The sequence below is a fragment of the Halalkaliarchaeum sp. AArc-GB genome (assembly GCF_031432225.1).
GTDB lineage: Archaea > Halobacteriota > Halobacteria > Halobacteriales > Haloferacaceae > Halalkaliarchaeum.
In genome coordinates this window covers 63767-89466 of the sequence record NZ_JAVKGM010000007.1, presented here as the reverse complement: position 1 = coordinate 89466, position 25700 = coordinate 63767, and the positions used below count along the sequence as shown (strand labels likewise).

The window sequence follows — 25700 nt, the reverse complement described above, 5'->3', positions numbered from 1 at the left end:
ATCTCTTTGAGGACCATTACCATGGCAGGCAAGCCGACGGAACCTCCGGCGATCACACGCGGTGCGGATCCATCACAAGAGCGCCGTGCGAACTACGACTATCGGGGCGGTCCGATACATCGGCCGGATCTCGTCGAAGAGCTTCGGCCGCTGGTCGACGGCGACGTCCGTTTCGACGAGTTCACCCGGGAGATGTTCGCGACCGACGCGAGTATGTACGAGGCCATGCCGATCGGCGTCGTCTTCCCACAACACACTGACGACGTGAGTGCCGTCGTCGAGTACTGCGCGAAACGGGAGATCCCGGTTCTGCCCCGGGGGGGCGGGACGAGCCTCGCGGGACAGACGGTCAACGAGGCCGTCGTGCTGGACTTCTCCCGGTACATGAACGACGTGGTGTCGATCGATCCGGACGGGCGACTCGCGACCGCGGAGCCGGGGATCACCCTCGCACAGTTGAACGACCCCCTCGCGGAGCACGGGTTGAAATACGCGCCGGACCCCGCCTGGGGGGACAAAAGCGTCCTCGGCGGCGCAATCGGCAACAACACCACGGGCGCACACTCCCTGAAGTACGGGAAGGCCGACTACTACCTCGAGGAGGCCGAGGTCGTTCTCGCGGACGGGACGGTCACGACCCTCGGAGAAGTGACCGTCGAGGAACTCGAAGCGCGGGGCGACCGGGAGGGCAATCTCGAGGAACGACTCTACGCGGTCGCCAGCTTGATCCTCGAGGAGCACGCCGAGGAGGTGAAAGATCGATACCCCACGCTGAAGCGCAACGTCTCCGGGTACAACTTCGACATGCTGGTCGACGAGGCCGAGGGGAAGCGCCGGCTCCCGGACAACTCGGGGCTCGATCCGGATAGCGAACCCGGGACCGTGAACCTGGCCCGCCTGCTGGCCGGCAGCGAGGGAACGCTCGCAGTCGTCACGGAGGCGACGGTGTCGCTGGAGCCGATCCCCGAGACGAAGTCGGTCGTCATGCTGACGTACGACGACGTGATGGACGCGATGAACGACGTCGCGCCGATCCTCGAGCACGATCCCGCCGCGGTCGAAGTGATGGACGACGTCCTCCTGGATCTAGCGCGGGAGACTCCCGAGTTCGCCGACGTCGTCGACATTCTCCCGGAGGGCACCGATTCGACGCTGCTGGTGGAGTTTTACGCCGACAGCGACGCCGACGGGAAACGAAAGGTCGCAAACCTGCTCGCGGATCGACTTCCGGACGCGACGCCGACGGTCGAGCCCGACGGCGACGCCGGGAACGTCACCAGCGACAGGGTGTACGCGAAACGGGCGCTGGAGGCCCACGACGCGAAGACCCAAAAGGAGTTCTGGACGATGCGGAAGGCCGGCCTGCCGATCCTGCTGTCCCGGACGGGCGACGAGAAACACATCGCGTTCAACGAAGACACCGGGGTACCGCCGGAGAACCTTCCGGAGTACGTCGCCGACGTCCGGGAGATCATGGAGGACCACGACACGTTCGCGTCCTACTACGCCCACGCCGGCCCCGGCGTGCTTCACATCCGCCCCCTCATCAACACGAAAACCGTCGAGGGGACCGAGGACATCGAATCGATCGCCGAGGGGATCACCGACCTCGTCGTGGAGTACAACGGTTCGATATCGGGCGAACACGGCGACGGACGCGCCCGGACCCAGTGGAACCGGAAGCTGTACGGCGAACAGCTCTGGCAGGCCATGCGGGAGTTGAAGACCGCAGTCGATCCCGACTGGATACTGAATCCGGGGATGGTGTGTGGCGACGTCAAACTCACCGAGAACCTCCGGTTCGGTCCGGACTACGAGTTCGACTTCCCGTTCGAGCCGACGCTGAACTGGGAGAACGACAACGGATTCCAGGGAATGGTGGAACTGTGTCACGGCTGTGCCGGCTGCCGTGGCGACCAGAAACACACCGGCGGCATGATGTGTCCCACCTACCGGGCGGCCGAAGAGGAGATCCTCTCGACCCGGGGGCGGGCGAACATGCTCCGGAACGCGATGAACGGCAACCTCGAGGACGACGTGCTGTTCAGCGACGAGTTCGTCCACGAGGTGCTGGACCTGTGTGTGAGCTGCAAAGGCTGTATGAACGACTGCCCCAGCGGCGTCGACATGGCGAAGCTGAAGGCGGAAGTGGAGTACCACTACAAGCGAAAACACGGCGGCGCCAGCCTCCGCGACAAGCTGTTCGGCAACGCCGGGACAATGTTGAAGGTCGGCAGCGCCTTTGCCCCCCTTTCGAACGTCGCGATGCGGCTGCCCGGCGTCGGAACGGTGATGGAAAAGACGATCGGCATCGCCCGAGAGCGGGCGTTACCGGAGTTCAAACGCAACACCGTCGTCGACTGGTTCGAGGACCGCGGCGGCCCAGCGGTTCCGGAGTCGGACGCCGATCGCCGGGTGCTGTTCGTGGTGGATCCGTACACGAACTACATGTACGTCGAACGCGGGAAGGCGGCGATCCGCGTGCTCGAGGCGGCGGGCTGTCGCGTCCAGTTGCCGGAGGGGGTGACCGACACCGGTCGGCCGGCGTACTCGAAGGCGCTGATCGACGTCGCCCGCGAGACGGCCCGCGAGAACGTCGCCCGGCTGGCGCCGAAGATCAGCGAGGGCTGGGACGTCGTGACCGTCGAACCATCGGCGTCCGTGATGTTCCAGTCGGACTATCCGGACCTGATATCGGGGGAGAGCGTCGACGCCGTCTCCCAGAACAGTTACTCGACCCTCGAGTATCTGGACACGTTCGGGCTCGTCGAGAACCTGACGTTCGGCGCGGTCGACGAGTCGCTCACCTACCACGGCAACTGTCTGCACAAGGCGACCAAAAAGGGTCACCACGCCGCGACCGTGATGGCACAGGCCGGCTACGACGTCGATTACCTCGACAGTACCTGCTGTGGGATGGCCGGCTCGTTCGGCTACGAGGCGGAACACTACTCGCTGAGTCAGTCGGTGTTCGAGATCCTGCGCGGGCAGATCGACGACAGCCCCGGCGACACGGTGGTCGCCACCGGCGCATCCTGTAAAAAGCAGATCGGCGACGGGCTCGGCGAGAAGCCGCCCCATCCGGTGCAGATGGTCGCCGACGCCCTGGAGTAGCGACAAGCAGTTTGCCGTCGCTTTTTCCGTACGATCGTTCAAAAATCCGATCAAATTCCGTCGGTGGAACCGCGAGCCCCGAGCCCCGAGCCGCGAGTCCCGAGCCCCGAGCCGCGAACCGGAAAGATCCTGTGTCGGCCTCAGAACAGGCCGGGGAACAGGATGTAGCTGAACAGCATCGTCAGGATGCCCACCATCAGCGCGTAGTAGAACAGCGGGATCAGGTTGAGCCGCATCACGCGACCCTCCTGCCCGACGAGGCCGACGGTCGCCAGCGCGGCGACCACGTTGTGGATCGCCACGAGGTTCCCGATCGCGCCCCCGACCGCCTGCGCGCCGACGATGATCTGCGTCGAGATGCCCAGTTCCTGTGCGGCCGTGAACTGGAAGCCGCCGAACGTGATGTTCGAGACGGTGTTCGATCCGGCCATGGCCGCCCCGAGCGCGCCGATGAGCGACGCGACGAACGGGTAGGCGCTCCCGAGCGTGCCGGCGGTCGCGACCGCGAGCACCTCAATCATGCTCTGATCGTACGCGGCAGTCCCGGCGAACGTCTCCGGATCGACTGCCGGCAGCCCCGAGGAGAGCATGACCTCTACCATCGCGATGACGAACACCAGCGCGATGAACGGCGAAACGATCTTTTCGGCCGCCTCGCCCCAGGCGTCTTTTACCTGCTGGCCGTTCATGCCGAACAGCGGGATCGCGATGATCGCCGACAGGATGAGCCAGAATCCGGGGACGTTAACCCAGGCAATACTGTCGGAGAGACCGGTACCGAGGATGTTCTCCCACACCAGTACCATTCCGATCGTGACGTCGCCGATCGTGACGCCCAGGTCAGCGTCGTTGATGAAGCCGCTGATCGGATCGGAGACACGCGTCACTACGAGGAGAAGGACCAGGATGATGTACGGAGACCAGGCTTTGAGCAGTCCCATCTCCCCGGTGTCCGCGTTCGACCGGACGCCCTCCGCACCGGGTTCGATCGTCCCGACCCAGTGGCTGGGCCACTCTTCCCTCGGCGGGAAGTCCCACTCGTCGTCGGGGAGGAGGTATCCTCTCCGCAGCAGGGCCACCGTGATCCCGCCACCGACCATGGAGCCGATGAGTGCTGGGAATTCTGCAGTGATGAACCACGCCGAGATCCAGTAGGGAATCGCGAAGATGATCCCGGCGAACAGTGCCAGGGGAACGACTTCTTTTACCGGTTCAAGCGACCGGTCGTCCGGATCGCCGAAGAAGTACACGATCATCCCGACGGCGAACAGTGGCATCACGAACCCGACAAGGGCGTGGTAGGTCGCCGCCCAGGCCGCGACGTCGTTCGAGAACTGCGTGACTGCCACCGCCTCGTCGAGGCCCGCATACGGGGCCCCCTCCATGATGCGATCGATGTACGGCGGCCCGTCGAGCGGGTCCCGTATACCGATGACGATCGGCGTCCCGACCGCGCCGTAGGTGACCGCGATGATGTGACCGATCAGTGCCGCGACCACCGCCGCGAGCGCCGGGAAGCCCAGCGCGAGCAGCAGCGGTGCCACGACCGCCGCGGGCGTCCCGAAGCCTGCCGCCCCCTCGATGAACGTCGCGAGGAAGAACGCCAGCAGGATGATCTGGACGCGTCGGTCGTCCGATATCGCGGCGAACCCCTGGTTGATCACGTCGATCGCCCCCGCCTGCATCAGCGTGTACAGCAACACCAGCGCGCCGAAGACGATCCAGAGGATGGTCAACGCCGTTATGATTCCGGTTATCGACGCTCCTGCAAGCCACAGGGCGGAGTTTTCCCACACGAAGTAGCCGACGAGCAACGCCGCGATCCACGCGATCGGCATCGCGCGGGTCGCCGGCCACAGGAAGCCGACCAGCAGTATCCCGGCGATCAGTAACGGCGACGCCGCGAGGAGTAGTTCGACTGCGCTAACCATGGTTCTCCCCCACGGATAGCCCGATCAGTACGAGTCCATTACGTGTGTTTGCCTGCCACATACCTCGTGAGATCTGACAAAACCTCGTGACATAAAGACTTCCCTAATTGTCACTATTTAATTATATATTTACCCCCAACCCACACGAATAATAGTTATTATAATTTATCTACATCAATACAGATGTCGAAAAGACAGCCGGATAGTACGCTCCGTGGGCTGCCTCCCGACCCCGTAGTGCGAACGGCCAGTTCGAACGATTGATTCGTTCTTCACGCGAAAACGTGCCTCTCGCGAACGATTTCAGCAAATTCTGACTGTCGCGGCCGGACTCGTTTTCCGGCCGATTGTAGGGGAGATTCCACCTCGCATTTATTGCGAGTTCGAGCGAAGGTGTCGACATGGTAACGAACACGGTCGAGACGTTCGCGTCGAAGCTCGACGAGATCGACGTGGCCGTCTCGCGGATCGAACGGGGAGAGCTCGCGGGAACCCTCGACAGGGTAGTTCGAACGCCAGCGGTAGGCGTTCCAGTCGGCACCGACAGCGGGTCGCTTCCCGACATCGTCGAGATGGAGCCGACCATCGAGGACGTCCGGGCCGCACGCACTGGAGTAACCCCGGCAGCGCTCGGGATCGCCGAGTACGGGAGCGTCGTTCTCGAGATCGATCCGTTCGGAAGCGAGATCGCAAGCGTGTTCCCGGAGCTCCACGTCGCCGTGTTGCACGAATCCGACGTCGTCGGAGAGATGCGGGAGGCGTTCGAATGGCTCGGCCCCAGACTCAGGGAGAAGCGGTCCTCGGAGATCATCGCAACTGGGCCGAGCGCGACCGCCGACATGGGCGGGCTCGTACGTGGGGCACACGGTCCCGAGGAAGTACACGTGGTACTCGTCGCCGATGAGGGGACGGAACCCGATGATTCCGGACCGGAAGCGGGGGGCATCGATGAGTAGCGAGGTTCGGCCCGGGGACCAGGAGGGGAACCGAGGATCCAAACGGGCGAGGAAGGCCGCCCGGATCCGCGAGATCATGGAGTCGGAGGGCGCCGCCGTCGCGGAGAACACCCGTGGATTCAACCAGGGGCGGTACGACTCGGTCGCCGACCTCGCAGCCTACGAAGAGCTCAAATCGGAGGCCCGCGAGATCAAGGAGGACGCGATCGAGCGACTGCCCGAACTCCTCGACCTGCTCGAAGAAACTGTCGAGGAGAACGGCGGCACGGTGTATCTCGCCGACGACGCCGCGGACGCGAACCGCTACATCCGGGAGGTCGTCGCCGAGAAGGACGCCGAGCGGCTGGTGAAGTCGAAGTCGATGACAACCGAGGAGATCGAGGTGAACGAGGCGCTGGAAGCCGACGGCGTCGAAGTCGTCGAAACCGACCTCGGGGAGTGGGTGCTGCAGGTGGCCGACGAGGCGCCGTCCCACATCGTCGCGCCCGCGATCCACAAATCCAGAGCGGAGATCGCCGAGCTGTTCAACGAGGTGTTCGATCCCGACGAGGAGCTGGAGACCGCCGAGGAACTCACGAAGTTCGCCCGCGATCGGCTGGGCGAGTTGATCGAGGGGGCCGACGTCGGGATGACGGGTGCGAACTTCATCACTGCCGATTCGGGGACGATCGCACTGGTGACAAGCGAGGGCAACGCCCGGAAATCGGCCGTCGTCCCGGACACCCACATCGCGGTCGCGGGCGTAGAGAAGGTGATCCCGCGGGTCGAGGATCTCTCGCCGTTCGTCGAGCTCATCGGTCGGTCGGGAACCGGACAGGACATCACCTCCTACATTTCGCTTTTGACGCCGCCGGGTACCTCACCGGTGCCGGACTTCGAGGACGGTGGGGCCGCGCTCGCTGGCGATCACGAGGGGATCGGCGCCGGCGACAACCCCGACCGCGAGTTCCACCTGGTGTTGATCGACAACGGCCGGCTCGCGATGCGCCAGGACGAGGATCTCAAGGAGACGCTGTACTGTATCCGGTGTTCGGCGTGTTCGAACTCCTGTGGGAACTTCCAGAGCGTCGGGGGCCACGTCTTCGGCGGGGAGACGTACTCCGGCGGCATCGCGACCGGCTGGGAAGCCGGGATCGAAGGCCTGGACGTCGCCAGCGAGTTCAACGACCTCTGTACGAGCTGTAGCCGGTGTGTGAACGCCTGTCCGGTGAAGATCGACATCCCGTGGATCAACACCGTCGTTCGCGACCGGATCAACCGCCAGGCCGACAGCAACGCCGACTGGCTGGTCGAGGGGCTGGTCCCGGACGAGGAACCGGGCGGGATGGACGTCCAGAAGCGTCTGTTCGGCAACTTCGAGACGTTCGCGGGGCTCGGGAGCGCGCTGGCGCCAGTCTCGAACTGGCTGGCCGACCTGTCGGTCAGTCGTCGGGTCATGGAGCGCGTCTTCGGTGTCGACCGGCGGCGTGAGTTGCCCACCTTCCAGCGGATGACCCTCAAGAAGTGGTACGACGACCGGGGGCCGAAGGTGTCGGCGCCGAGAACGCAGGTCGTGCTGTATCCGGACCTGTACACGAACACGATGCAGGTCGAGCGGGGGAAAGCCGCAGTGCGGGCGCTGGAGGCGCTTGGCGCAGAGGTCGTGATCCCCGACGTCCGGTCGACGGGGCGGGCGCCCCTCTCGCAGGGGATGATCGCGACCGCCCGCGAGCACGCCGAGGACGTCTACTCCGGGCTAGCGTTGCATCTCGACGCCGACCGCGACGTCGTCGTGATCGAGCCGAGCGATCTGGCAATGTTCAAGAGTGAGTACGGGAAGCTGCTCCCCGAACAGTCGTTTCGACGGCTTTCCGAAAACAGCTACGACGTGATGGAGTACCTCCTCGAACTGGCGTCCGAAGACGGCGGGCCGGGTCTCGAGGTGCTGCGATCGCCCGCCGACGATCGGTCCCGAGAGGTGGCGTATCATCCCAACTGCCAGCAGAGGACGATCCGGAAAGCGGAGTTCACGGTGGCGCTGCTCGAGGAGCTCGGCTACGACGTCGTCACGTCGGACGTCGAGTGCTGCGGGATGGCCGGTTCGTTCGGCTACAAGACGGAGTATTACGAGCTGAGTATGGACGTCGGCGAGACGCTGAAAGACCAGTTCACGGCAGCCGACACGCGGAGACGGACAGTCGTCGACAGCGGGACCTCCTGTCACAAGCAGCTCGAGTCGCTGCTGCCGCGGGAGAGTCGCCACGCCGTCGAGGTGGTGGCGCCGGACCCCCAGTAGACTGTCCGCGCGTCCGACGGGCGTCTGCCGACAACGAACGCTTATTAGCCGGGCACACCACGTTCGGAGCATGAACGGCGATTCACAGGAGATCACCACACTCGTGGGCCGCGAGGTGTACTCGAACAACGGCGTGTTCGTCGGCGAAATCGAGGACGTCAGGCTCAACCTGGACCAGGAAGTCGTGACCGGACTCGCCGTCGGGGAGATAAACAGGGAGCTGTTCTCGACGCAGGTCGACCCCGGAAAGGGCGTGTTGGTCCCGTACCGGTGGGTTCGGTCGGTCGGGGACGTCGTGCTCGTAAACGACGTCGTCGAGCGGATGAAAACCGACGACGACTCCTCCGAGGACGAGGAAGTCGTCGCCTGATCGCCTGCTCTCGCCCGGCGGAGAACCGCTGCCGTTCAGGAACCGTTCCCGCCTTCGCCCGTTCCTTCCACGCCCATCGCGTCGAACAGCCGGCGCCGGACCGCCTCCTCGGTGAGTTGCAACAGGGTGTCGCGGTTCTCCCCGCTGGATTCGATCCCCTGGAAGATGCCCAGCGGGATCTCCACGTTGCCCTGCGTGGAGTGGCCGGCGGCCTCGCCCATCTCCGAGAACGCGTCCTCGAGGACCCGGCCGATGTTGATCCGGATGTCCTTCGAGCGCGCCGCGAGGTAGATCCGTTCGTCGGCAATTCCGAGTACGGCCGTCGTCGTGATCCCCTCAAGGTTCAGGAGATGTTGCGCCGCCTGGGTGAGCGCCTCCCGATCCCGGATGAAGCCCGCCGAGGAGAACAGGTGTGATCCCTGGACCTGGCGGTTCTGGATCGCCTCCGCGAGCACGTCCAGCGTCTCCGGGCTCATCGACGGCGACTCCACCTGTTCGAGGGTGTCGTGGTTGGCAAACGGGTGGAGATACGCCGCCGCGGTGAGATCTGCGGGCGTAGTGTCGCGCTTGAAGTCGAGCGTCTCCGCGCGGATGCCGTACAAAAGCGCGGTCGCGACCGTCTCCGAGGGGGAGAGGTTGAACTCCTGGAGATACTTCGTCAACACCGTCGACGTCGAGGAGACGTTCGTTCGGACGTCCGCGAACCTGGCGTCGAGTTCCTCTTCCGGCTCGACGTGATCGAGATAGACGTCAACCGCCGGGAACTCCGGAGCGCCGGCGGCGTCCCGTTCGGCGCTCGCGTAGTCGACCAGCGCGACGGTGTCGTACTCGTCGATCGGGCCAGCCTCCTCGCGCGAGAGCAGCTCGATCCCAAGCAGGTTGACGAACGCCCGGTTCTCCTGGTGCCCGATCTCGCCGTCGTAGACGATGTCGGCCTCCACGTCGTAGGCCTCGGCGATCGCCCGCAGCGCCGTCCCGGAGGCGATCGCGTCCGGATCCGGCGTGTCCTGGATGAGGATCGCCATCCGACCGGCCGACTCGGTGAAGATCTCCGCGAGCTGGCGGGCTTTGTACTCGAGTTCCCCGGTTTCGAGGCTCCGAAGCGCGGAGTCGGCGATCACCGTCGAGGGGTTGATGACGACGTCGGCACCGAGTTCGTGGAGTTCGTCCTCGCTGATCGGATCCGAGGCGCGGACGACGAGATACTGGTCGCCACCCCGATTGCGGATCGCCGAGACGGCCGCCTTGTTCACCTCGACGTCGGAGGCGAGCACGAGCACGATGTCGCGATCGGAGACGACCTCCGCGACTTCGGGGTCGCTTATGTCCTGTACTCGCGCGTTGAGGTCCTGATCGCGAAGCGCTTCGACCCGGGATTCGTCCCAGTCGAGCAGGAGGACGTCCTCGCCGTCCTCCACAAGTGATTCGGCGACTGCGTGTCCGACGCTCCCGCAGCCCAAAATGGCGTACGTCGACCGCGAGGAGCCGATTCCGGCAGCGCTCATTACGATCCTCTTTCTCCGGCACGACACTTAACGCCACTCGTTCGCAGTCGGTCGGGAATGGAAATCCCTTTACCGCCCCCTGTGTTATCCGGATTCGAGGGCCGGTAGCTCAGTTAGGGAGAGCGACGGACTCTTAATCCGTCGGTCGGGGGTTCAAATCCCTCCCGGCCCGCTTCTGCGACGACCGAAGGGAGGAGCGAAGCGGCTACGGAGGGATTTGAATCCTCCCAGTCGCGCGCAGCGAACGGAGTGAGCGAGCACGTCCGGTTTCGGTTCAAATCCCTCCCGGCCCGCTTATAAAAGACCGACGTCGGCGACATCGTTTTCCTTCGGAGTCCCGTCGAGCAAGCCATGCTGGAGTGGCTCCGAACAGACGCTGGCGTGTACACCGTTTCGGGGCTCTTCTCGGTGCTCGTGTTCGTCGTCGCCGTGGCGATCGTGATCGAAACTGGAACCGTCACTCCCGGAGATCCGGCGTTTTCTGGATTCTTGGTGGGTTTCGGGGCGTTCGTGGCGGTGTATTTCATTTCGCTGGGGATCTGGCACGCGGTGTCGGAGTGAGTCGTCGGCCGGATCTGGTTGCCGGCTTTCGAAATCCTTTTGTCCCGAATCGGCCTTGGGTAGGATGCACGCCGCCTTAGCTCAGACTGGGAGAGCACTCGACTGAAGATCGAGCTGTCCCCGGTTCAAATCCGGGAGGCGGCATGTTTCAAACCCGCGAGCGTAGCGAGCGGGTGTAGAAACTGACGCCGACCGCGATTTGAACCAGACGAGGCGCAGCCCGCGCAGGCCACAGGCCGAGCAGGACCGTCTCGGCGAGGTTCAAATCCGGGAGGCGGCATCATACTCACGGTTCAAATGCCTGCGGTGGAGCGCAGGTGATTTGCCAGAGTTTCTCGGAACCAACTCACCGGCCACGAGCGACGACCTGACTTCTGGTGTCGCCCAGAATGCAGTAAAATATGGGCCTAATCAAGTCCGACGGGCCGTCCCTGCTCCCACTCGACCGCGAGGATCGCGTCTCGAAGCGAGCTGAGTCTGCGCTCGACGACATCCAGCGGATGTGAGTCGATGAACTGCGCTGGTTCGTGGGCGACGGGTGTCGCGCCGTCGTTCACCTGCAGATGAACTGGCCCAAGGTCGTCGTGCGTGTCGTCCTGATGACAGTCCAATAGCAGACTTCGATCTGGCTCGATCCAGTTGAACCAATAGTACTCGTGTGGCTCCCCAGTCTGCAGTTGAAACCCTATCTCAACCCGCGCGGCCGTCACCGGGTAGTCGTCATCACCGAGGAATTGGCGTGGGTCTACCTCAGCGACGACCCGGTACGGGCCTGCTTCACGCGGTTCAGCACGTCGTCGATGAACGCTCTCGAACGCTCCGCTGAGGCGGTTCTGGATACGGTCGTGGAGCCGCTTGCTCTGCAGGTTCGCCCGGTTAGCGAGGAAAATGACCATCAGGCGAGTGTCGAGGGAGAGTCCGTCCGCGTTGACGAGAGTTCGATAACGTCGTCATACAGTTGGAGGGCGTGCCTCACGAGCCCGAGTTCCGTGTTGATCGTTTCCCACGTGGCGATCACATTGCGACGCTCACGGAGTTCCGCTGCCGAGAACTCATCGGCGGCGAGTTGCTGCCGGAACTCGCCAAGTGAACTGACGTCGTGCTCCGACACCAACTCTTCTTGTTCCTCTTTTAGCTCCGTAAGTCGGCTCTCCAGCTTGTCACGCGAGTGGGTCTCGATCAGGTCCGTTACCTCGTCGAAGAGCATCCGCACCGGATTCAGGTCGTACGCCTTCGTCCCGTCGACAGTCGTCTCAGTGACCCAGTCGTCACTCTCCAGTCGCTGAAGTTCATCGTCGGCTGTCGCGCGAGAGACATCTGCCTGGTCGGCGATCTCCTGCACCGGCGTTGGTTTGTCCAGCAGTTCCACGACGTGCCGGACGCGCTCGCGACCGCTCGTACTCTCCGTCCACGAGCCCGGATTCGATTCGACCATCTGTAGCTGTCTACAGCCCGCTAACTCAAATAATTTAGTAGTTTTCAAATAATTGAAACAGGAACCGGCTCGAAACACCCGTCGTTTCGTCGAACGGACCGCTGTTTGCGTCACTCGGAATCGCAGAGCTGATTCAATCCGAAGACGACACACTCGAGTCGGAGTCCCAGTAGACCGACGACAGCTCCGTTTCCGTATCCGTCTCCGTCTCGGACTCCTCTTTCCGATACCGTTCTTTGAGTTCCTCGAGGTCGAACTCGTCGATCAGTTCGATCGCCTCCCGGAACCACTGGTACAGCCCCCGCCGGTAGATCCGACGCTGGGTTTCTGCAGACACCGCCGTGTAAACGTTCACCGAACCGCCGTTCGTGAGGTTGCGCTGTGACCGCTCGAGGATCCCCGCCTCGACGAGGTGCGTGAGCTTCGTCGACACCGCGCTCTCGCTTAACCCCACGTCTTCGGCGATCTCCGGAACCGTCGTCGGGCCGCGCTCCATGACGTAAATGCAGACGACGATGGTGTTCCGCGAGAGGCCGAGGACCTCCTCGAGAACGGCTTCGAGATCCGGATCCTGAAGCGGGGTGGAGACGCGGTCGACCCGCGTCATCGGCTCCCCACAACAGACCACACCGTCGGGATCCCGGGAAGCGATCAGTGTCGCGGTACACTCCGAACACTCGTACAGTCTCGGGCGTTCCGTCCCGTTCGTTCCGACGTCGAGGGAGACCATTCTGTATACCGTCGGCCACAACGAGCAAAAGGTTTTCGTGGAGACCTCGTCAGCAGGACGGAGACGGTCGAAAAATCGGTAACGCCGTACGGTTGCAAAAACAGTATCCCGGCCCTCTCGAAACCACGATACGGAACGTTCTGAATGGAGATCGTCGCATCCATCAAACGGGAAGCAAGCGCGCTGCTAGGGAGAGGCAAGGGAAAGCTGCTCGTCCCGATCGCAGTCGGGTGGGGGCTGTTGATCGGCACGCGGATGATCTATCCGGTGTTGCTCCCGTCGCTCCGGCGAAGCTTCGATCTGGATCTCGCGACTGCGGGCCTGCTCGTCACCGTCATCTGGCTGGGCTCTGCGATCGGACAGCTCCCGAGCGGAATGCTCGCAGACCGGTTCAGTGAGCGCTCCGTAATGGTCTCGAGCACGCTCGTCGTTTCGGGCGCGCTGGTAGCCGTCGTGTTCGCACCGACCGCGAGCGTGCTCTTTGCTGCGACCGGACTCGTCGGACTGGGACTGTCGCTGTATCCGATCGCCCGGATCACCATCCTCACGGAGATCTATCCGGACCGGCTCGGCAGCGCGCTCGGTGTCACGATGGCAACGGGAGACCTCGGACAGACGGTTCTGCCTCCGCTTGCAGGGGTTCTGGCGGCCGCGCTCGCCTGGCAGGTCGGATTCGCCTTCGTGATCCCGTTTCTCCTCCTTTCGGCCCTCGTGCTCTGGATCACGCTGCCGAATCCCACCCCACAGGAATCAGACGGCGAGGGCCTCTCGAGGGAGCGAGCGCGATACGTCCTCGGAGAGTTGAACGATCCGGCGTTGATCTTCATGACGGTCGTGCTGTTCCTGTTCATCTTCATCTGGCAGACGTTCTCGGCGTTTTACCCGACGTATCTCGCAGAACAGAAGGGGCTGTCCCCCTCGCTTGCGGGCGGGCTCTTCGGACTGTTTTTCGCGTTCGGCGTCGTGGTCAAGCCGCTTGCTGGCTCGGCGTACGACCGGGTCGGCATGCGGACCTCCCTCGCAGTCGCGCTCGTCGGCCCGGTGTTCGGGCTGTTCCTCCTGCCGGCCGTCGACGGCTTCTGGCCCCTCGTCGGCATCACCGCCCTCGTCAGCACCATGCTCGGGACCGGCGCGATCACGCAGTCGTATCTCAGTGAGCTGTTCGCCGACGACATGCGCGGGACCGGACTGGGGATTGTCCGCACGACTGCAGCGACACTCGGGGCGGCAGGACCGGTCGTGTTCGGCGCGATCGCGGATCGCGGCTACTTCGACGAGGGGTATCTCCTCCTCGGTGCCATCATGGTGGTCGTCATCCTGCTGACGCTCCGGATGCCGGAAGTCTGAAATTACCAGTCATTGCAGGGGGACGCCGGTCGCGAGCAGCGCGACGAAAAGCGCCGACAGGACTGCGATCGCCGAGGCGACGTAAAACAGGGTCGCCGTGGCTTCCACCGAATCGCTCACCTGTCCTCCGTCGAGTTCACTTTCGAGTTTCCCGGCCCCGGCCTCGACCGCTCCCGCGAGCGCGACCCACAGGACGACTTTCCCGATCACCAGCCACCCGTCCGTCGTTCCGAGTAACCGGTCGACTGTGTACAGATTCAGACCCATGAGGATCCCCGAGAGCAACAGCACCAGCGCGCTCACCCGCGTCACTGTCGTCAACCCGCCGAGGAGATCCTCCAGCGGTTCACGGCCGAGAGCCCCGCCGCGACCCGACGAAAGCACAGCGTAGGAGAAAAAGAGGACGGTTCCGACCCAGAGCATCGCAAACAGGTTGTGCAAGAACACCATCGCGGTAGCGAGAACTGACATACCCGCAGTCGTGCGTCAGGAACAATCAAGGTTGGTGCCTCGGTTTGCGGTAACGCAGACGAGTTGTCCACCGGGACCAGAGGAGTAAAAGGGAACCGGGGCCCCACCATCACGCATGCCCGAAACCACGCTGGCGGAACTGCTGGAGCGCAACGCCCGCCACGTCGACTCGCTCCCGGACGGACACTTCTCGGCGGTGGAAGCCGGACAGGAGCCCGCGGCCGTCTCCGTCTGTTGTTCCGACTCTCGTGTGTCCCAGGAAGGGATGTGGGACGTCACCGAACCCGGATTCCTGTTTACACCGAGCACGATCGGTAACCAGGTTTGGGACCGATACGACGGCGACATCGTCGTCGACGGCAGCGTCCTGTATCCGGTGACACACACAGACACGGGAGTGATTCTGGTCGTGGGACACACCGGCTGTGGGGCTGTGACTGCGGCCCTGGATGCGGTTCGACGCACGGACGACGGTAGTGACGGGGATGCAGCCGGGATCGCGAAGTGGATCGACCTCCTCGTCCCGGTCATCGAGGACGGCCTCGCCGACGACCGCGTCGATCCGGACAGGGAGGCGAGTCTCGTCGATCAACTCGTCGAGTACAACGTCGACAGGCAGGTGCAGTTCCTGCTCGAAAGCGACGACGTCCCCGACGAGGAGACGGTGTACGGGTTCGTCTACGACTTCCAGGGCGTGTACGGCGACGATCGGGGACGCGCGTATCTGGTCAACGCAGACGGGGAGACACAGCCGGATCACCTCCGGGAGCTGGTCGACGAGGAGTTCACCGACCGAGTCCTGCGGCTCCTGTAGCGACGGCAATAAGGGCTCCCAGCCCCGGAGGCCGGCTCGGGAACAGTCGGCCGAACCTGTCGCTGTGCCAACAGCGTTAATCGTATTCAGCCCTTTGTCAATCCATGACAATCGCCCGCCACGGGAGGGGAATTCGGGCGGATCTGCGGGCGCTACTCTCGCAGGTCCACCCCGTTTTTATGCTGCCGCCGCTTGCCGCCTCGTGGTTCGGCGCCGTCGTGGCCGGCGAGTTCTCGGTCGGGATCGGCACCGTGCACATGGCGGCGATGTTTTTCGCGGTGTACACCGCCCACGTAAAGGACGGCTACGTCGACTTCTACCGACGCGGGGAGGACGACGATCACCCGATGACGGTTCGCGGCTGTCGAATCGCGCTCGTCGCAGCCACCGCCGGGTTCGCGATCTGTACCGCACTGCTCGGTGTCGTCGTCGGGATCGGTGCGGCGCTTGTCACGCTCCCCGTCTGGTTTCTGGGCTATCTGCACGCCCCACAGCTCGACACCAATCCGGTCACGGCGACGCTCGGCTATCCGGTCGGGATCGCGCTTGCGATCCTGGGCGGGTTCTACGTCCAGACGACTGCAGTGACGCCACCGGCGCTGGGGTTTGCACTCGTGTTCCTCGTAACCCTCGCGGGAGTGAAAATCATCGACGACGAGCAGGACTACGCGTACGACCGGTCGATCGACAAACGGACGGTCGCGGTGCTGCTGAATCCGACTCGGGCGAGAAGTCTGGCACTTTCTCTCCTGTTTCTCGGACTCGTGGGGGTGCTCTGGGGGACGGTCGGGGGACTGTTCCCGCCCTCGGCGCCGGCGGGGGCACTCGCGTTCGGGTCGATCGTCCTCGTCGCACGGCGGGCCCCACCGACGCTCGCGACGATGCTGCTGGTTCGTGGGGCGTACGTCTTCCTTGCAGTGTTGATCGTGTCGGTGTGGTTTCGGCCGCTGTCGGGTACACCGCTCCCCGATATCACGGCCCTCGGTCCCTACACGTATCTCGCCACGGAGGTGTTCTTCGGGGCGATCGCGTTCGGGCTGTTGTACTACGCCGACGCACTCCGGAGCGCCGCCCGAACGATCGCGGCGCTGTACCCGGTGGCGTACGTCTGGGACTGGTATACGCTCGAGGTCGGGGTCTTCGAGATCAGGATGCGCACCGGCTACGACCTGTTTGGAATCCCGATCGAGGAACACCTGTTCATGATCGTCGTCCCGGCGCTCGTGGTCGGGTTACACGAGACGATAACGAAGCTCTCTGCGGAGTCGGATCACGGGTGAATCCGGTGGTGCTACAGCCCGACGATGAGCCGGGCCCCGATCGTCACTCCCAGGATCGTGGTGTCTGACGGATCGAGGACGGTGATGTAGTAGGCAACAGCGTGATCAGCGTGATGAACCCGAACCCCTCGGCGAACCGGACGAGAGAGAGTATCCAGAACTGCAGCCGGTCGGAGGCTACTTGTGGCAGTCACCCGTTTCGAGTCTATGGACGGAGGACCGGGCATGCTCCGCCGCCGTGGATTGCTGGCCGCCGCCTCGTGTGCCGGCGCCGCGATGGCGGGGTGTCTCGACGGGAGCGAAGACGGAAGCGAGGTCGGTGAGGAGGCTGACGGATCCTCCGATGCCGTCACCGCCGCCACAGACCACTACGAATTTGACGACCGGCCGACCGCCATCGCCCACCGGGGGTTTGCGGGGACGTATCCCGAGAACACGATCGACGCGTTCGAGGCGGCAGCCGGAACGCGTGGCAACGACGAACTCTCCCGCCCTGCAGACTGGATCGAACTCGACGTCGTTCCGACCAGCGACGGCGAGATCGTCGTGTTCCACGACGAGGAGCTCGGCGGACTGACCGACGCCCGTGGAGTGATCTACGAAACCCCCGCGGCGGACGTTCTTTCGGCGGAGATACTCCAGAGCGGAAATACGGTGCCGACGCTCGCAGATGCGATGGCGACGATTCCAGCCGACGTCGGCGTCAACGTGGACATCAAGAACGGTTCCGGGAGCGTCGAACGCGGGCGAGTCGCCGATCCGCCCGGGGAACGCGAGGAGTGGGCGTGGCTGGAGACCGTGGTCGACGTCCTGTCGGAACACGACAACGAGGTTCTGTGTTCGTCCTTCTGGGAGGGCGCACTGTTTGCGCTCCGCGAGATCGACCCCGAGATACCGATCGCGTACATCTTCTCGGAGTCGATCCGGGAAGGACTATCGGTCACTGACGACTACGATGCGGCGGCCGTGAGTGCACCCGTACGGATGATCCTCGGAACGCCGTACTTCGATCCGACCAGCCACGCCCCAATCGATCTCGTCGAGGAGGCACACGATCGTGGGCTCCCGATCCACGTCTGGACCGTCGAGACGTGGCACCAGGCCGAACAGCTGAACGCCGTCGGCGTCGACGGACTGTTCCTGGACTATCCGGGCGCCGTCCACTGGGGCAATTCGCGGTGAGCAGAGGGGAGTGATCCGGCGACGCGTTCAAGCCCACCCCGGCCCAATTTCGAGCCGTCAATGAGTGATTCGCCAGGGGCGTCACCCCCCAGTTCCGAGGACGCCCCGGTTCCCTGCAGGCCGGCCCCGGACGCGTCGGACGCGGATCTTTCGGACGAGTTTATCGATTCCCTCGAAGCGTGTACGATCCGGATCGATCCGCTTTCGGGACGAAGCTGCGAGTCGTGTGCGCTGGCGCTGGAGCGAAAGCTCGCCAGCGCCGACGGCGTGTACGACGTCTCGGCGTCGTCTCGCGGCGGCGTCGTCCGGATCAGGCACGATGGGGACGCCATCTCCCCCGAGGAACTGGAACGGCTCACCGAGGAGTACGGTGCGACCGTTCGCGACGTGGACGCTTCCGGGATCGATTCCCCCGGTGAAGATCCCACAGACGTCGTAGACGGATCGAAACTCCGTCGAGAGACAGTTTTCGTCGCGCTCACGTTCCTGGGAATGACGGTCGGGCTGCTCGGAAGCTGGCTGGACGCTGCACAGGCGGTCGTCTGGGGGAGCTACGGGGCGGCGTACGTCTTCGGCGGGTGGTACGGCCTCAAGGCCGGGATCGAGACGCTCCGGCACCGCGCGGTCGACATCGATCTGCTGATGGTGATAGCCGCGCTCGGCGCGCTGGTCGTCGGGGCGCCCTTCGAGGGGGCGATGCTCCTGTTCCTGTTTTCGCTCTCGAACGTGTTGCAGGGCTACGCGATCGGACGCTCGCGGCGGGCGATCGAGTCGCTCATGGAACTGCGCCCGGAGTCCGCGACGCTGCTTCGGGACGGCAAGGAGGTGACGGTGCCGATCGACGAGGTGTCGGTCGGCGACGTGTTCCTCGTGCGACCGGGCGACCGCATCCCGCTGGACGGCACCGTCGAGTCCGGAGAGAGCGCGGTCGACCAGTCGTCGCTCACCGGCGAGTCGATGCCAGTGTCGAAAGAGCCCGGCGAGGAGGTGTACGGCGGGACGATAAACGGCGACGGGAGCCTCGAGGTCCGGGTGACTCGGGAGGCACACGAGTCGGCTATCGCCCGACTGATCCACATGGTCGAGGAGGCTCAAAGCGAGAAGGCGCCGACTCAGCGGTTGATCGATCGGTTCGAACAGCCGTACGTGCTGGGCGTGTTCGGGCTCACCGCGGCCGCGATCGCGATCCCCCTATCGCTGGGCTACGCGTTCGACAGCACCTTCTACCGTGCGATGACGCTGATGGTCGCCGCGTCCCCGTGTGCGGTGATCATCTCGACGCCCGCGGCCGTCCTGTCGGCGATCACTGCGGGGGCACGCCGGGGTGTCCTGTTCAAAGGCGGGGAGCACGTCGAGGTGGCCGCCACTATCGACGCGGTGGCGTTCGACAAGACTGGGACGCTCACCGAGGGCAACACCCGGCTGACCGACGCGACCGCGCGGTCGGGAGCGACGGTCGACGGGTCGCCGGCGACGGACGACCGACTGTTGTCGTTTGCGGCAGCCGTCCAGGGACGATCGGAACACCACCTCGCCCGGGCGACCGTCGAGGCCGCCGAGGAACAGGATCTGGAGATACCCGACGCTCGGGGATTCAAAGCGACACCCGGCAAGGGCGTCCGCGCAAGCGTCGACGGGGAGACGATCCACATCGGCAACGCCCGGTACGTTGCGTCGCTTGCGGGATCGACCGAGCAACCGGTCGCAAGGCTGGAGAACGAGCCGATCGAAGGGATCCGGGAGGGGACAACCGCGCTGGAGTCGCTCCAGGCCGACGGGAAAACGAGCGTTCTGGTCGTGCGCGAGTCGGACGACGGGATGTCCGTCCTCGGCTGGCTCGCATTCACCGACACGATCCGTCCGGCGGCCGCCGAGACGATCGAGCGACTCCGGGCGCTCGGCATCGAGCACGTGGTCATGCTGACCGGCGACAACGATCGCGTGGCCCGACACGTCGGCGAGGCCGTCGGCGTCGACGAGGTCCGGTCCGAGCTGTTGCCCGAGCAGAAAGTCGAACACGTCGAGGAGCTAGTGGAACGACACGACGGGGTGGCAATGGTCGGAGACGGAGTGAACGACGCGCCGGCACTGGCGAGGGCGACGCTCGGGGTGGGCATGGGCGGAGCCGGCACCGACGTCGCGCTGGAGACGGCCGACGTCGTGTTGATGTCCGACGATCTCGGAGGAATCCCGTACGCCTTCGGTCTCGGGCGACGTACCCGCCGGACCCTGTTCGCGAACTTCGGGATCGCCTTCGGCGCGATCGCGATCATGCTCGTGGCGATCCTCACGCGGGGAATCCCACTTCCGATCGCCGTCGTCGGTCACGAAGGGTCGACCGTCCTCGTCTCGCTGAACGGGCTCCGGCTGCTCGGCTTCCGGGAGTAGCCGCTATCACCAGCGTCCACTGGTGCTCACCTCCGCCGTCGCCAGAACAGCTTCACCCATCCGATTGTCCCGCCGACGACGACCCCGAAGAAGACGAATCCCGGCAACAGCATCACCGCCTGGGAGAGCGCGAGAGTGATGTACTCGCCGAACATCCACGTCGCGAGGACGTACTCGAAGCCCGAAGCGACGTACGCCCCGTAAACGAGCACGCCGAGCAGATACAGACAGCCACCCAACACGCCCGCGAGCGGGGCGTCGACCCACCCCGCGTCGGGTTGGGTGAGCAGCGCGGCGACGGTCGGGCCGACCGTTCCGACGGCGAATATCTCCGGCTCCGTTCCGTAGCTGACGACGTACCACCCCAGGAGGACCGCCTGGAGGAGGCCGCCGACGAGCACCGGTAGTCGGACGTGATCTCGAAGGCGGCTGTTGGACGTGTGCGACCGAACGAACTCGGTCGGGAGGGCGTCACGCATACGCCGCGTGAAGCGCGGAATCCACATATAAATACTGCCGGTTCGAGCGCCGAACGGGGTGAAAAAAAAGCTGCGCCGACCGAGCGGCCGGGCGTCCTCGGACTTTTATCCGGGGACGCGGGAGCCGTTCACGTGTCGATCCCCCCTTCCCGCGATCCGAACGGCGTCCGCGCCAGTGCCCCCGTCGGCGTGGTGTTGCTCGTCGGCCTCGCGGTCGCGCTCTCGACCGGCGTCGGCGCGGCCGCGCTGGGAAGTGGCGTACTCGGGACCGACGGGTTCGACGCCGAGTCCCCCGACTCCGAGGAGCTCGGGTTCGGATCGACAGCATCGGCGTCGCTTTCCGCATCGGCGACGGGCGAGGGACGAATCCAGCTACGTCACGAGGGGGGCGACACACTCGACGTGCGGGAGCTCCGGCTTCGGGTTCGCGTGGACGGCGAAGAGTTGGCTCGACAGCCGCCGGTACCGTTCTTCTCTGCGGAGGGGTTCAAAAGCGGTCCGACGGGACCGTTCAACCCGGCGGCGGAGCCGACCTGGCGGGCTGGGGAGTCTGCCTCGCTGGAGGTAGCCGGCACGAACGAACCGACGGTGGATGACGGCTCTCTGGTCGAGATCGAGGTGTACGTCGGGAGCACACCGGTGGCAACGTTGGAGACGACCGCAGAGGGGGACTGAACCGGGGACCGTGCCACGGACGGGATTGAGGTGAGATCCGTGGAGTGATTTCGAGTTCCGGACGTTCACTCCGGGACGGTAGCGACGGTCGTAATCGCGACGTCGGGGTTCCGCGGCGGCCCCATGACGTGGTGGTCGATCTCGGTGAAGCCGGCCTCGCGGAACATCCGGTCGGCCTCCTCCTCGTCGTAAAACAGCATGATCGCGTCGGCGATGCGTGCCTTGATCGGGTTCGTCGGGTGGTTGGGCCCCACCACGAGCACCTGACCACCGGGTTCGACCACGCGCCGGAAGTCGCGCAGGGCGGTCACCGGATTGGGCCAGTACTCGATCGAGCCCGACGACCAGACGTAATCGAAGCTGTCGTCGACGAACGGGAGCCGTTCGGCGTCCCCACGGTAGAACGCCACCCGGTCGTGCTTGCCGAACTTCTCGAACGCCTTCTCCATCTGGTGGCGACTCTGATCGAGCCCGTGGACGTCGTCGGTGTACTGGAGCAGCCCTTCGGTTCCGAACCCGGTGCCACAGCCGACGTCGAGCACCCGGTCGCCCTGCTGGATGTCGAGCAACTCCAGTGCCTCCGCCCGCATCTCCTCGGTCCAGAAGAAGGGATTCACGCGGTCGTACACCTTCGAGAGGTACTTGTAAAACAGCCGCGCGCGGTCTTTGTCCTCGAGGATTCCCATCGCCGGTTGGTTGGGCTTCCGGCGGTATAACTCCAGCTTTTTGCCGGCTCCCGATAGCGGGATTACTCTCCCCCGATTCGATCGGGATCGACCGGCTGGCCGTCCTCCGTCTCCGGCACGACGTGGTCGAGGAACGTCTCGACGTCGGGTTCGCGGACGATCACGTCGACCTCGACGTCGCCGAGTTCGTCCGGGTTCCCCACGGCGAAGTTGATCACGCCCTGGAACGCCGCCTGCTTTTTGAGCCGGAACGAAAAGCCGCCCTTGCGTGCGTTTTTCAGGAACTCCCGACGCGCAGTGTCGAGGATCTCCTGTTCGTGGAGCCGGTCGGAAAGCGGATCCAGCGTGTGGGTTTCGGCGACGAGCCGACCCGGTTGCTGTTCGATCTCGGCGTCCGGGAACAGATTTCGGATCGCGTCGGCGACCCGGTCGGTCACTTCAGTGTCGTTTACGGGTGCCTCGATGTGGACGTCGATGCTGTAGATCATTGTTCGATCGCCTCGGGTCCGTCCTCGAGGATCCGACGGACCGTCCGTCGAAACGCCTCGAGAGAGTCGGTGTTCTCGACGGTGAGGTCGGCCTGCTCCATCACCTCGCCCATGCCGAAGGAGAGTTCACGCTCGTCGCGGGCCCGCAGGGCTTCGGTTTTCACGTCGGAGGCGTCCCGGCCGCGTTCGCCGAGCCGTTCGACACGAAGCTCGAACGGCGCCTCGATACTGACCAGGAGGAAGCCGTCGCCGAACGCCTCCCGGAACCGCTCGACCTCGACCATCGATCGGAGACCGTCGACGAGCACCGTCTCGGCGGTGTCGAGTTCGCGTTCGATCAGCGGGAGCGACCGCTCCGCGACCGCGTCCGGGCCGTTCTCCTCCCGGAGCGCCTTCGCAACGTCGCCGTGGTGTTCGGCCGGGTCGAGCCCGCGGTCGCGACACTCCTCGCGGATGACATCGCCCATCGTCACGACCGGGATCCCCTCCTCGCGGGCCACGGACGCAGCCTCCCCTTTCCCGCTGCCCGGCAGGCCGACAGTCCCGATAACTCTCATCGAGGGGTTCTACTGGCGTCGTGGACTTATATACACGGATGTGGACCGTCCGCTTCGGTGGCCCGGACCCAAATCCCTTTTGTATCGACGGCAGGTAATCCGGTAGTGAGGGCACGTAGCTCAGCCAGGATAGAGCGTCGGACTTCTATCCCGTCCAGGTTGGTGGGTGGGGAAGACATCCGATGGTCGTGGGTTCGAATCCCACCGTGCCCGTAAGACCGGCGAGCGTAAGCGAGCCGTGTCGAACTTTCTCGAGGTGGGATTCGAAGCCTATCAGTCGCGCGCAGCGAGCGACGCGAGCGAGCACGTCTGATTTCGGTTCGAATCCCACCGTGCCCGCTGTCTGCGAACGTGAGTGAGCAGCAGCGGCACCCGGGATTCGAACTACGCGAGACGAACGCAGTGAGTCTCGCCATCGAGTTCGAATCCCACCGTGCCCGTGAGATGCGAGGCGCGAGCACAGCGAGCGCCTCGAAAAGCGATCGGCGAAGCCGCAAGCGAGGTGAGTGAACCGACACGCTTTATAAATTCGCCGCCCTCGTCCACCCCGACGCCATGGTCGACTCCCGTATGATACTCGAGTTGATACCCCACTACTTCGCCATGCTTTTCCTCATCGTGATCAGCGTCGCCGCCCTCCGGATGTATCTGGGCGACGTCTCCCTCCCAGCGGAGTTCGGGCTCGCACTGGTAATCGTCGTTCTGTATCCCTTCACGGTCCGGCATCTCGGCATCGAACCCGGCATCTGGGAGTGAGGAGCTTCGAACACGAGATGGCCACACTCATTAGCGTCGAGCCCTCCTCCGAACGCGTATGCCGGACGCCGGCGACGACGCCGACCCCGCCGAGCGCGAGACTCCCGATTCCGATCCCGAAGAGCGCGAAATCGCCCTTCCGTCGGATCTGAACCCGATCCAAACCGCCCTCATCGAGTGGTACGAATCGGACCACCGCGAGTTCCCGTGGCGGGAGACGACCGCCCCGTACCCGGTTCTCGTCTCGGAGGTGATGAGCCAGCAGACCCAGCTCGACCGGGTGATAGACGCCTGGGAGGCGTTCCTCGAGGAGTGGCCGACGGTCGAATCCCTCGCCGAGGCCGACCGGGCCGACGTCGTCGCGTTCTGGAGCGACCACTCGCTGGGGTACAACAATCGGGCACGCTACCTCCACGAGGCCGCAAACCAGGTCATCGAGGAGTTCGACGGCGACGTTCCGGAAACGCCCGCGGATCTCCAGGAACTGATGGGCGTCGGGCCCTACACCGCTAACGCGGTGGCGTCGTTCGCGTTCAACGCGGGCGACGCCGTCGTCGACACGAACGTGAAACGAGTGTTGTACCGCGCCTTTTCAGTCCCCGACGACGACCGGACGTTCGAACGGGTCGCCACGCGGCTCATGCCGCCGGGCGAGTCCCGGGCCTGGAACAACGCGATCATGGAACTCGGCGGGGTCGCCTGTGGGCAGACGCCACACTGCGACGAAGCGGGCTGTCCGTGGCGACAGTGGTGTCGCGCCTACGAAACGGGCGACTTCACCGCGCCGGACGTCCCCGAACAGCCGAGCTTCGAGGGGAGCCGCCGGCAGTTCCGTGGACGGGTGATTCGGGCGCTGTCGGAGTACGACGAACTCGCGCTCGACGAACTCGGACCGCGCGTGCGCGTCGACTACTCGCCGGCGGGCGACCACGGTCGGGAGTGGCTCCGTGACCTGCTCTCCGGGCTGGAAGACGACGGGCTCGTCGAACTCGACTGCCGAAACGGGGAGGACGCCCGGGACGACGAAGACGGCACCGAATCCGACAAACTGACGGTCGGCTTGCGACGGTGACCGACGCCGGGACGCGCCGACCTCGCGACCGGCCGGTTATATTCCCGGCGTCCCACCGTCGCGTATGGGCCATCACACCTTCGACATCGAGAAGGCCGAGAACCTGGAAGACGAGGGACGCTACCGCTATCTCTCTGCCGAGGAGTTCCGGTCGCTGGTCCGTCCGGCGTCGGGGGAGACGCTGGCGGATCTCGGCTCCGGCACCGGCTTTTATACCGACCTGATCGCGCCGGACGTCGAGACGCTGTACGCCGTTGACGTCCAGGCGAAGATGCACGAGTACTACCGCGAGAAGGGCCTCCCGGGCTCCGTCGAGCCGGTCACGGCCGACGTGTCGGACCTGCCGTTTTCGGACGACGAACTCGACGGCGCGGCCTCGACGATGACTTACCACGAGTTCGTCGGCGACGGCGCGCTCGCTGAACTCGCGCGCGTGATCCGCCCGGGCGGGCGTCTCGTCGTCGTCGACTGGTCGGGCCGCGGCGACGGCGAATCCGGCCCGCCGGTCGACGAACGGGAGGAGCTCGCGGGGGCCGCAGACGCCCTCGGGGAGGCGGGCTTTCGGGTGGTCCGAGGTGAGGAGCGCGACGAGACGTTCCTCGTCGTGGCGATCCGGTCGTAGTCCGAC

General features: G+C 64.7%; 24 protein-coding genes and 3 tRNA genes. 17 read left to right on the top strand and 10 right to left on the bottom strand.

Features of this window, described 5'->3' with window-relative positions:
- Positions 1-21: 21 nt before the first annotated feature.
- The gene (locus tag RH858_RS08910) at positions 22-3114 is read left to right on the top strand and encodes an FAD-binding and (Fe-S)-binding domain-containing protein (RefSeq protein ID WP_259533929.1); all 3093 of its coding nucleotides are present in this window, start codon (positions 22-24) and stop codon (positions 3112-3114) included.
- A 140-nt stretch (positions 3115-3254) separates the two neighbouring features.
- Here the strand turns inward: RH858_RS08910 and RH858_RS08905 are convergent, their stop codons facing one another.
- Complete coding sequence (locus tag RH858_RS08905) at positions 3255-5045, bottom strand: L-lactate permease (RefSeq protein WP_259533930.1); 1791 nt, start codon at positions 5043-5045, stop codon at positions 3255-3257.
- A gap of 401 nt (positions 5046-5446) precedes the next feature.
- Between RH858_RS08905 and RH858_RS08900 the strand changes: the two genes are divergently transcribed.
- The 3 genes from RH858_RS08900 to RH858_RS08890 all read left to right on the top strand — a co-directional run bounded on the left by RH858_RS08900 (position 5447) and on the right by RH858_RS08890 (position 8646).
- The gene (locus RH858_RS08900) at positions 5447-6001 is read left to right on the top strand and encodes an LUD domain-containing protein (protein ID WP_259533931.1); all 555 of its coding nucleotides are present in this window, start codon (positions 5447-5449) and stop codon (positions 5999-6001) included.
- Positions 6002-6077: 76 nt separating this feature from the next.
- Complete coding sequence (locus tag RH858_RS08895; RefSeq protein WP_310561652.1) at positions 6078-8276, top strand: LUD domain-containing protein; 2199 nt, start codon at positions 6078-6080, stop codon at positions 8274-8276.
- 70 nt (positions 8277-8346) lie between these two features.
- Positions 8347-8646, top strand: coding sequence for a PRC-barrel domain-containing protein (locus tag RH858_RS08890; RefSeq protein WP_259533932.1), 300 nt, complete (start codon positions 8347-8349; stop codon positions 8644-8646).
- A gap of 35 nt (positions 8647-8681) precedes the next feature.
- Here RH858_RS08890 and RH858_RS08885 read toward each other — a convergent pair whose 3' ends face one another.
- Positions 8682-10151 carry a DHH family phosphoesterase gene (locus RH858_RS08885; protein ID WP_310561634.1) on the bottom strand — a complete coding sequence of 490 codons (1470 nt, stop codon included), beginning with the start codon at positions 10149-10151 and terminating at the stop codon, positions 8682-8684.
- Between the two features lie 98 nt (positions 10152-10249).
- Here RH858_RS08885 and RH858_RS08880 point away from each other — a divergent pair.
- The 3 genes from RH858_RS08880 to RH858_RS08870 all read left to right on the top strand — a co-directional run bounded on the left by RH858_RS08880 (position 10250) and on the right by RH858_RS08870 (position 10856).
- A tRNA-Lys gene (locus RH858_RS08880) sits at positions 10250-10323 on the top strand.
- 179 nt (positions 10324-10502) lie between these two features.
- Positions 10503-10712, top strand: coding sequence for a hypothetical protein (locus RH858_RS08875; protein ID WP_259533934.1), 210 nt, complete (start codon positions 10503-10505; stop codon positions 10710-10712).
- 70 nt (positions 10713-10782) lie between these two features.
- Positions 10783-10856, top strand: a tRNA-Phe gene (locus RH858_RS08870).
- Between the two features lie 263 nt (positions 10857-11119).
- Here the strand turns inward: RH858_RS08870 and RH858_RS08865 are convergent.
- From RH858_RS08865 to RH858_RS08855, 3 genes are all read right to left on the bottom strand, one after another.
- Positions 11120-11608 (bottom strand): hypothetical protein, encoded by a 489-nt coding sequence (locus RH858_RS08865; RefSeq protein ID WP_259533935.1) that lies wholly within the window; start codon positions 11606-11608, stop codon positions 11120-11122.
- Positions 11608-12147 carry a winged helix-turn-helix domain-containing protein gene (locus RH858_RS08860; protein ID WP_310561633.1) on the bottom strand — a complete coding sequence of 180 codons (540 nt, stop codon included), beginning with the start codon at positions 12145-12147 and terminating at the stop codon, positions 11608-11610. The genes RH858_RS08865 and RH858_RS08860 overlap by 1 nt, the downstream gene beginning before the upstream one ends.
- A gap of 133 nt (positions 12148-12280) precedes the next feature.
- A complete protein-coding gene (locus RH858_RS08855) occupies positions 12281-12877 on the bottom strand; it encodes a helix-turn-helix domain-containing protein (RefSeq protein ID WP_259533937.1) in 597 nt (198 codons plus the stop codon).
- 144 nt (positions 12878-13021) lie between these two features.
- Between RH858_RS08855 and RH858_RS08850 the strand changes: the two genes are divergently transcribed.
- Entirely contained in the window at positions 13022-14224 is a 1203-nt protein-coding gene (locus RH858_RS08850; RefSeq protein ID WP_310561632.1) for an MFS transporter, read from the top strand.
- 9 nt (positions 14225-14233) lie between these two features.
- Here the strand turns inward: RH858_RS08850 and RH858_RS08845 are convergent, their stop codons facing one another.
- Entirely contained in the window at positions 14234-14695 is a 462-nt protein-coding gene (locus RH858_RS08845) for a transporter (RefSeq protein WP_259533939.1), read from the bottom strand.
- Between the two features lie 115 nt (positions 14696-14810).
- Here RH858_RS08845 and RH858_RS08840 point away from each other — a divergent pair, with 115 nt between their 5' ends.
- The 4 genes from RH858_RS08840 to RH858_RS08825 all read left to right on the top strand — a co-directional run bounded on the left by RH858_RS08840 (position 14811) and on the right by RH858_RS08825 (position 20359).
- Complete coding sequence (locus RH858_RS08840) at positions 14811-15509, top strand: carbonic anhydrase (RefSeq protein WP_259533940.1); 699 nt, start codon at positions 14811-14813, stop codon at positions 15507-15509.
- A gap of 104 nt (positions 15510-15613) precedes the next feature.
- Entirely contained in the window at positions 15614-16789 is a 1176-nt protein-coding gene (locus RH858_RS08835) for a lycopene cyclase domain-containing protein (RefSeq protein ID WP_259533941.1), read from the top strand.
- Positions 16790-16996: 207 nt separating this feature from the next.
- A complete protein-coding gene (locus RH858_RS08830; protein WP_310561631.1) occupies positions 16997-17971 on the top strand; it encodes a glycerophosphodiester phosphodiesterase in 975 nt (324 codons plus the stop codon).
- 60 nt (positions 17972-18031) lie between these two features.
- On the top strand, positions 18032-20359 hold the full coding sequence (locus RH858_RS08825) for a heavy metal translocating P-type ATPase (protein WP_259533943.1): 2328 nt from the start codon (positions 18032-18034) through the stop codon (positions 20357-20359).
- 26 nt (positions 20360-20385) lie between these two features.
- On the opposite strand, the gene RH858_RS08820 is transcribed toward RH858_RS08825, so the two are convergent.
- Positions 20386-20838: a hypothetical protein gene (locus RH858_RS08820; protein ID WP_259533944.1), complete on the bottom strand. Its 453-nt coding sequence runs from the start codon at positions 20836-20838 to the stop codon at positions 20386-20388.
- 192 nt (positions 20839-21030) lie between these two features.
- Between RH858_RS08820 and RH858_RS08815 the strand changes: the two genes are divergently transcribed.
- The gene (locus tag RH858_RS08815; protein WP_259536446.1) at positions 21031-21513 is read left to right on the top strand and encodes a type IV pilin; all 483 of its coding nucleotides are present in this window, start codon (positions 21031-21033) and stop codon (positions 21511-21513) included.
- Positions 21514-21578: 65 nt separating this feature from the next.
- Here RH858_RS08815 and RH858_RS08810 read toward each other — a convergent pair whose 3' ends face one another.
- From RH858_RS08810 to RH858_RS08800, 3 genes are all read right to left on the bottom strand, one after another.
- A complete protein-coding gene (locus RH858_RS08810; RefSeq protein WP_259533945.1) occupies positions 21579-22199 on the bottom strand; it encodes a methyltransferase domain-containing protein in 621 nt (206 codons plus the stop codon).
- 62 nt (positions 22200-22261) lie between these two features.
- Positions 22262-22687 carry an RNA-binding domain-containing protein gene (locus tag RH858_RS08805; protein WP_259533946.1) on the bottom strand — a complete coding sequence of 142 codons (426 nt, stop codon included), beginning with the start codon at positions 22685-22687 and terminating at the stop codon, positions 22262-22264.
- The gene (locus tag RH858_RS08800) at positions 22684-23244 is read right to left on the bottom strand and encodes an AAA family ATPase (protein ID WP_310561630.1); all 561 of its coding nucleotides are present in this window, start codon (positions 23242-23244) and stop codon (positions 22684-22686) included. Before RH858_RS08800 ends, RH858_RS08805 begins: the two co-directional genes overlap by 4 nt.
- Positions 23245-23353: 109 nt before the next feature.
- On the opposite strand from RH858_RS08800, the gene RH858_RS08795 reads away from it, so the two are divergent.
- From RH858_RS08795 to RH858_RS08780, 4 genes are all read left to right on the top strand, one after another.
- Positions 23354-23457: transfer RNA gene (locus RH858_RS08795), tRNA-Arg, on the top strand.
- A 342-nt stretch (positions 23458-23799) separates the two neighbouring features.
- On the top strand, positions 23800-24000 hold the full coding sequence (locus tag RH858_RS08790) for a hypothetical protein (protein ID WP_259533949.1): 201 nt from the start codon (positions 23800-23802) through the stop codon (positions 23998-24000).
- A gap of 58 nt (positions 24001-24058) precedes the next feature.
- Positions 24059-25072, top strand: a complete 1014-nt coding sequence (locus RH858_RS08785) for an A/G-specific adenine glycosylase (RefSeq protein WP_310561629.1) — start codon at positions 24059-24061, stop codon at positions 25070-25072.
- Between the two features lie 64 nt (positions 25073-25136).
- A complete protein-coding gene (locus RH858_RS08780; protein ID WP_310561628.1) occupies positions 25137-25694 on the top strand; it encodes a class I SAM-dependent methyltransferase in 558 nt (185 codons plus the stop codon).
- Positions 25695-25700 lie beyond the last annotated feature (6 nt).

Excerpts from the sequence above, each read along its gene's own strand:
- RH858_RS08835 (WP_259533941.1), top strand. The coding sequence starts at position 15,614 with ATGACAATCGCCCGCCACGGGAGGGGAATTCGGGCGGATCTGCGGGCG.
- RH858_RS08895 (WP_310561652.1), top strand. The coding sequence starts at position 6,078 with ATGGAGTCGGAGGGCGCCGCCGTCGCGGAGAACACCCGTGGATTCAAC.
- RH858_RS08850 (WP_310561632.1), top strand. The coding sequence starts at position 13,022 with ATGGAGATCGTCGCATCCATCAAACGGGAAGCAAGCGCGCTGCTAGGG.
- RH858_RS08910 (WP_259533929.1), top strand. The coding sequence starts at position 22 with ATGGCAGGCAAGCCGACGGAACCTCCGGCGATCACACGCGGTGCGGAT.
- RH858_RS08890 (WP_259533932.1), top strand. The coding sequence starts at position 8,347 with ATGAACGGCGATTCACAGGAGATCACCACACTCGTGGGCCGCGAGGTG.
- RH858_RS08810 (WP_259533945.1), bottom strand. The coding sequence starts at position 22,199 with ATGGGAATCCTCGAGGACAAAGACCGCGCGCGGCTGTTTTACAAGTAC.
- RH858_RS08820 (WP_259533944.1), bottom strand. The coding sequence starts at position 20,838 with ATGCGTGACGCCCTCCCGACCGAGTTCGTTCGGTCGCACACGTCCAAC.
- RH858_RS08865 (WP_259533935.1), bottom strand. The coding sequence starts at position 11,608 with ATGGTCATTTTCCTCGCTAACCGGGCGAACCTGCAGAGCAAGCGGCTC.
- RH858_RS08860 (WP_310561633.1), bottom strand. The coding sequence starts at position 12,147 with ATGGTCGAATCGAATCCGGGCTCGTGGACGGAGAGTACGAGCGGTCGC.
- RH858_RS08840 (WP_259533940.1), top strand. The coding sequence starts at position 14,811 with ATGCCCGAAACCACGCTGGCGGAACTGCTGGAGCGCAACGCCCGCCAC.
- RH858_RS08905 (WP_259533930.1), bottom strand. The coding sequence starts at position 5,045 with ATGGTTAGCGCAGTCGAACTACTCCTCGCGGCGTCGCCGTTACTGATC.
- RH858_RS08845 (WP_259533939.1), bottom strand. The coding sequence starts at position 14,695 with ATGTCAGTTCTCGCTACCGCGATGGTGTTCTTGCACAACCTGTTTGCG.
- RH858_RS08885 (WP_310561634.1), bottom strand. The coding sequence starts at position 10,151 with ATGAGCGCTGCCGGAATCGGCTCCTCGCGGTCGACGTACGCCATTTTG.
- RH858_RS08780 (WP_310561628.1), top strand. The coding sequence starts at position 25,137 with ATGGGCCATCACACCTTCGACATCGAGAAGGCCGAGAACCTGGAAGAC.
- RH858_RS08790 (WP_259533949.1), top strand. The coding sequence starts at position 23,800 with ATGGTCGACTCCCGTATGATACTCGAGTTGATACCCCACTACTTCGCC.
- RH858_RS08805 (WP_259533946.1), bottom strand. The coding sequence starts at position 22,687 with ATGATCTACAGCATCGACGTCCACATCGAGGCACCCGTAAACGACACT.
- RH858_RS08785 (WP_310561629.1), top strand. The coding sequence starts at position 24,059 with ATGCCGGACGCCGGCGACGACGCCGACCCCGCCGAGCGCGAGACTCCC.
- RH858_RS08825 (WP_259533943.1), top strand. The coding sequence starts at position 18,032 with ATGAGTGATTCGCCAGGGGCGTCACCCCCCAGTTCCGAGGACGCCCCG.
- RH858_RS08800 (WP_310561630.1), bottom strand. The coding sequence starts at position 23,244 with ATGAGAGTTATCGGGACTGTCGGCCTGCCGGGCAGCGGGAAAGGGGAG.
- RH858_RS08855 (WP_259533937.1), bottom strand. The coding sequence starts at position 12,877 with ATGGTCTCCCTCGACGTCGGAACGAACGGGACGGAACGCCCGAGACTG.
- RH858_RS08875 (WP_259533934.1), top strand. The coding sequence starts at position 10,503 with ATGCTGGAGTGGCTCCGAACAGACGCTGGCGTGTACACCGTTTCGGGG.
- RH858_RS08830 (WP_310561631.1), top strand. The coding sequence starts at position 16,997 with ATGGACGGAGGACCGGGCATGCTCCGCCGCCGTGGATTGCTGGCCGCC.
- RH858_RS08900 (WP_259533931.1), top strand. The coding sequence starts at position 5,447 with ATGGTAACGAACACGGTCGAGACGTTCGCGTCGAAGCTCGACGAGATC.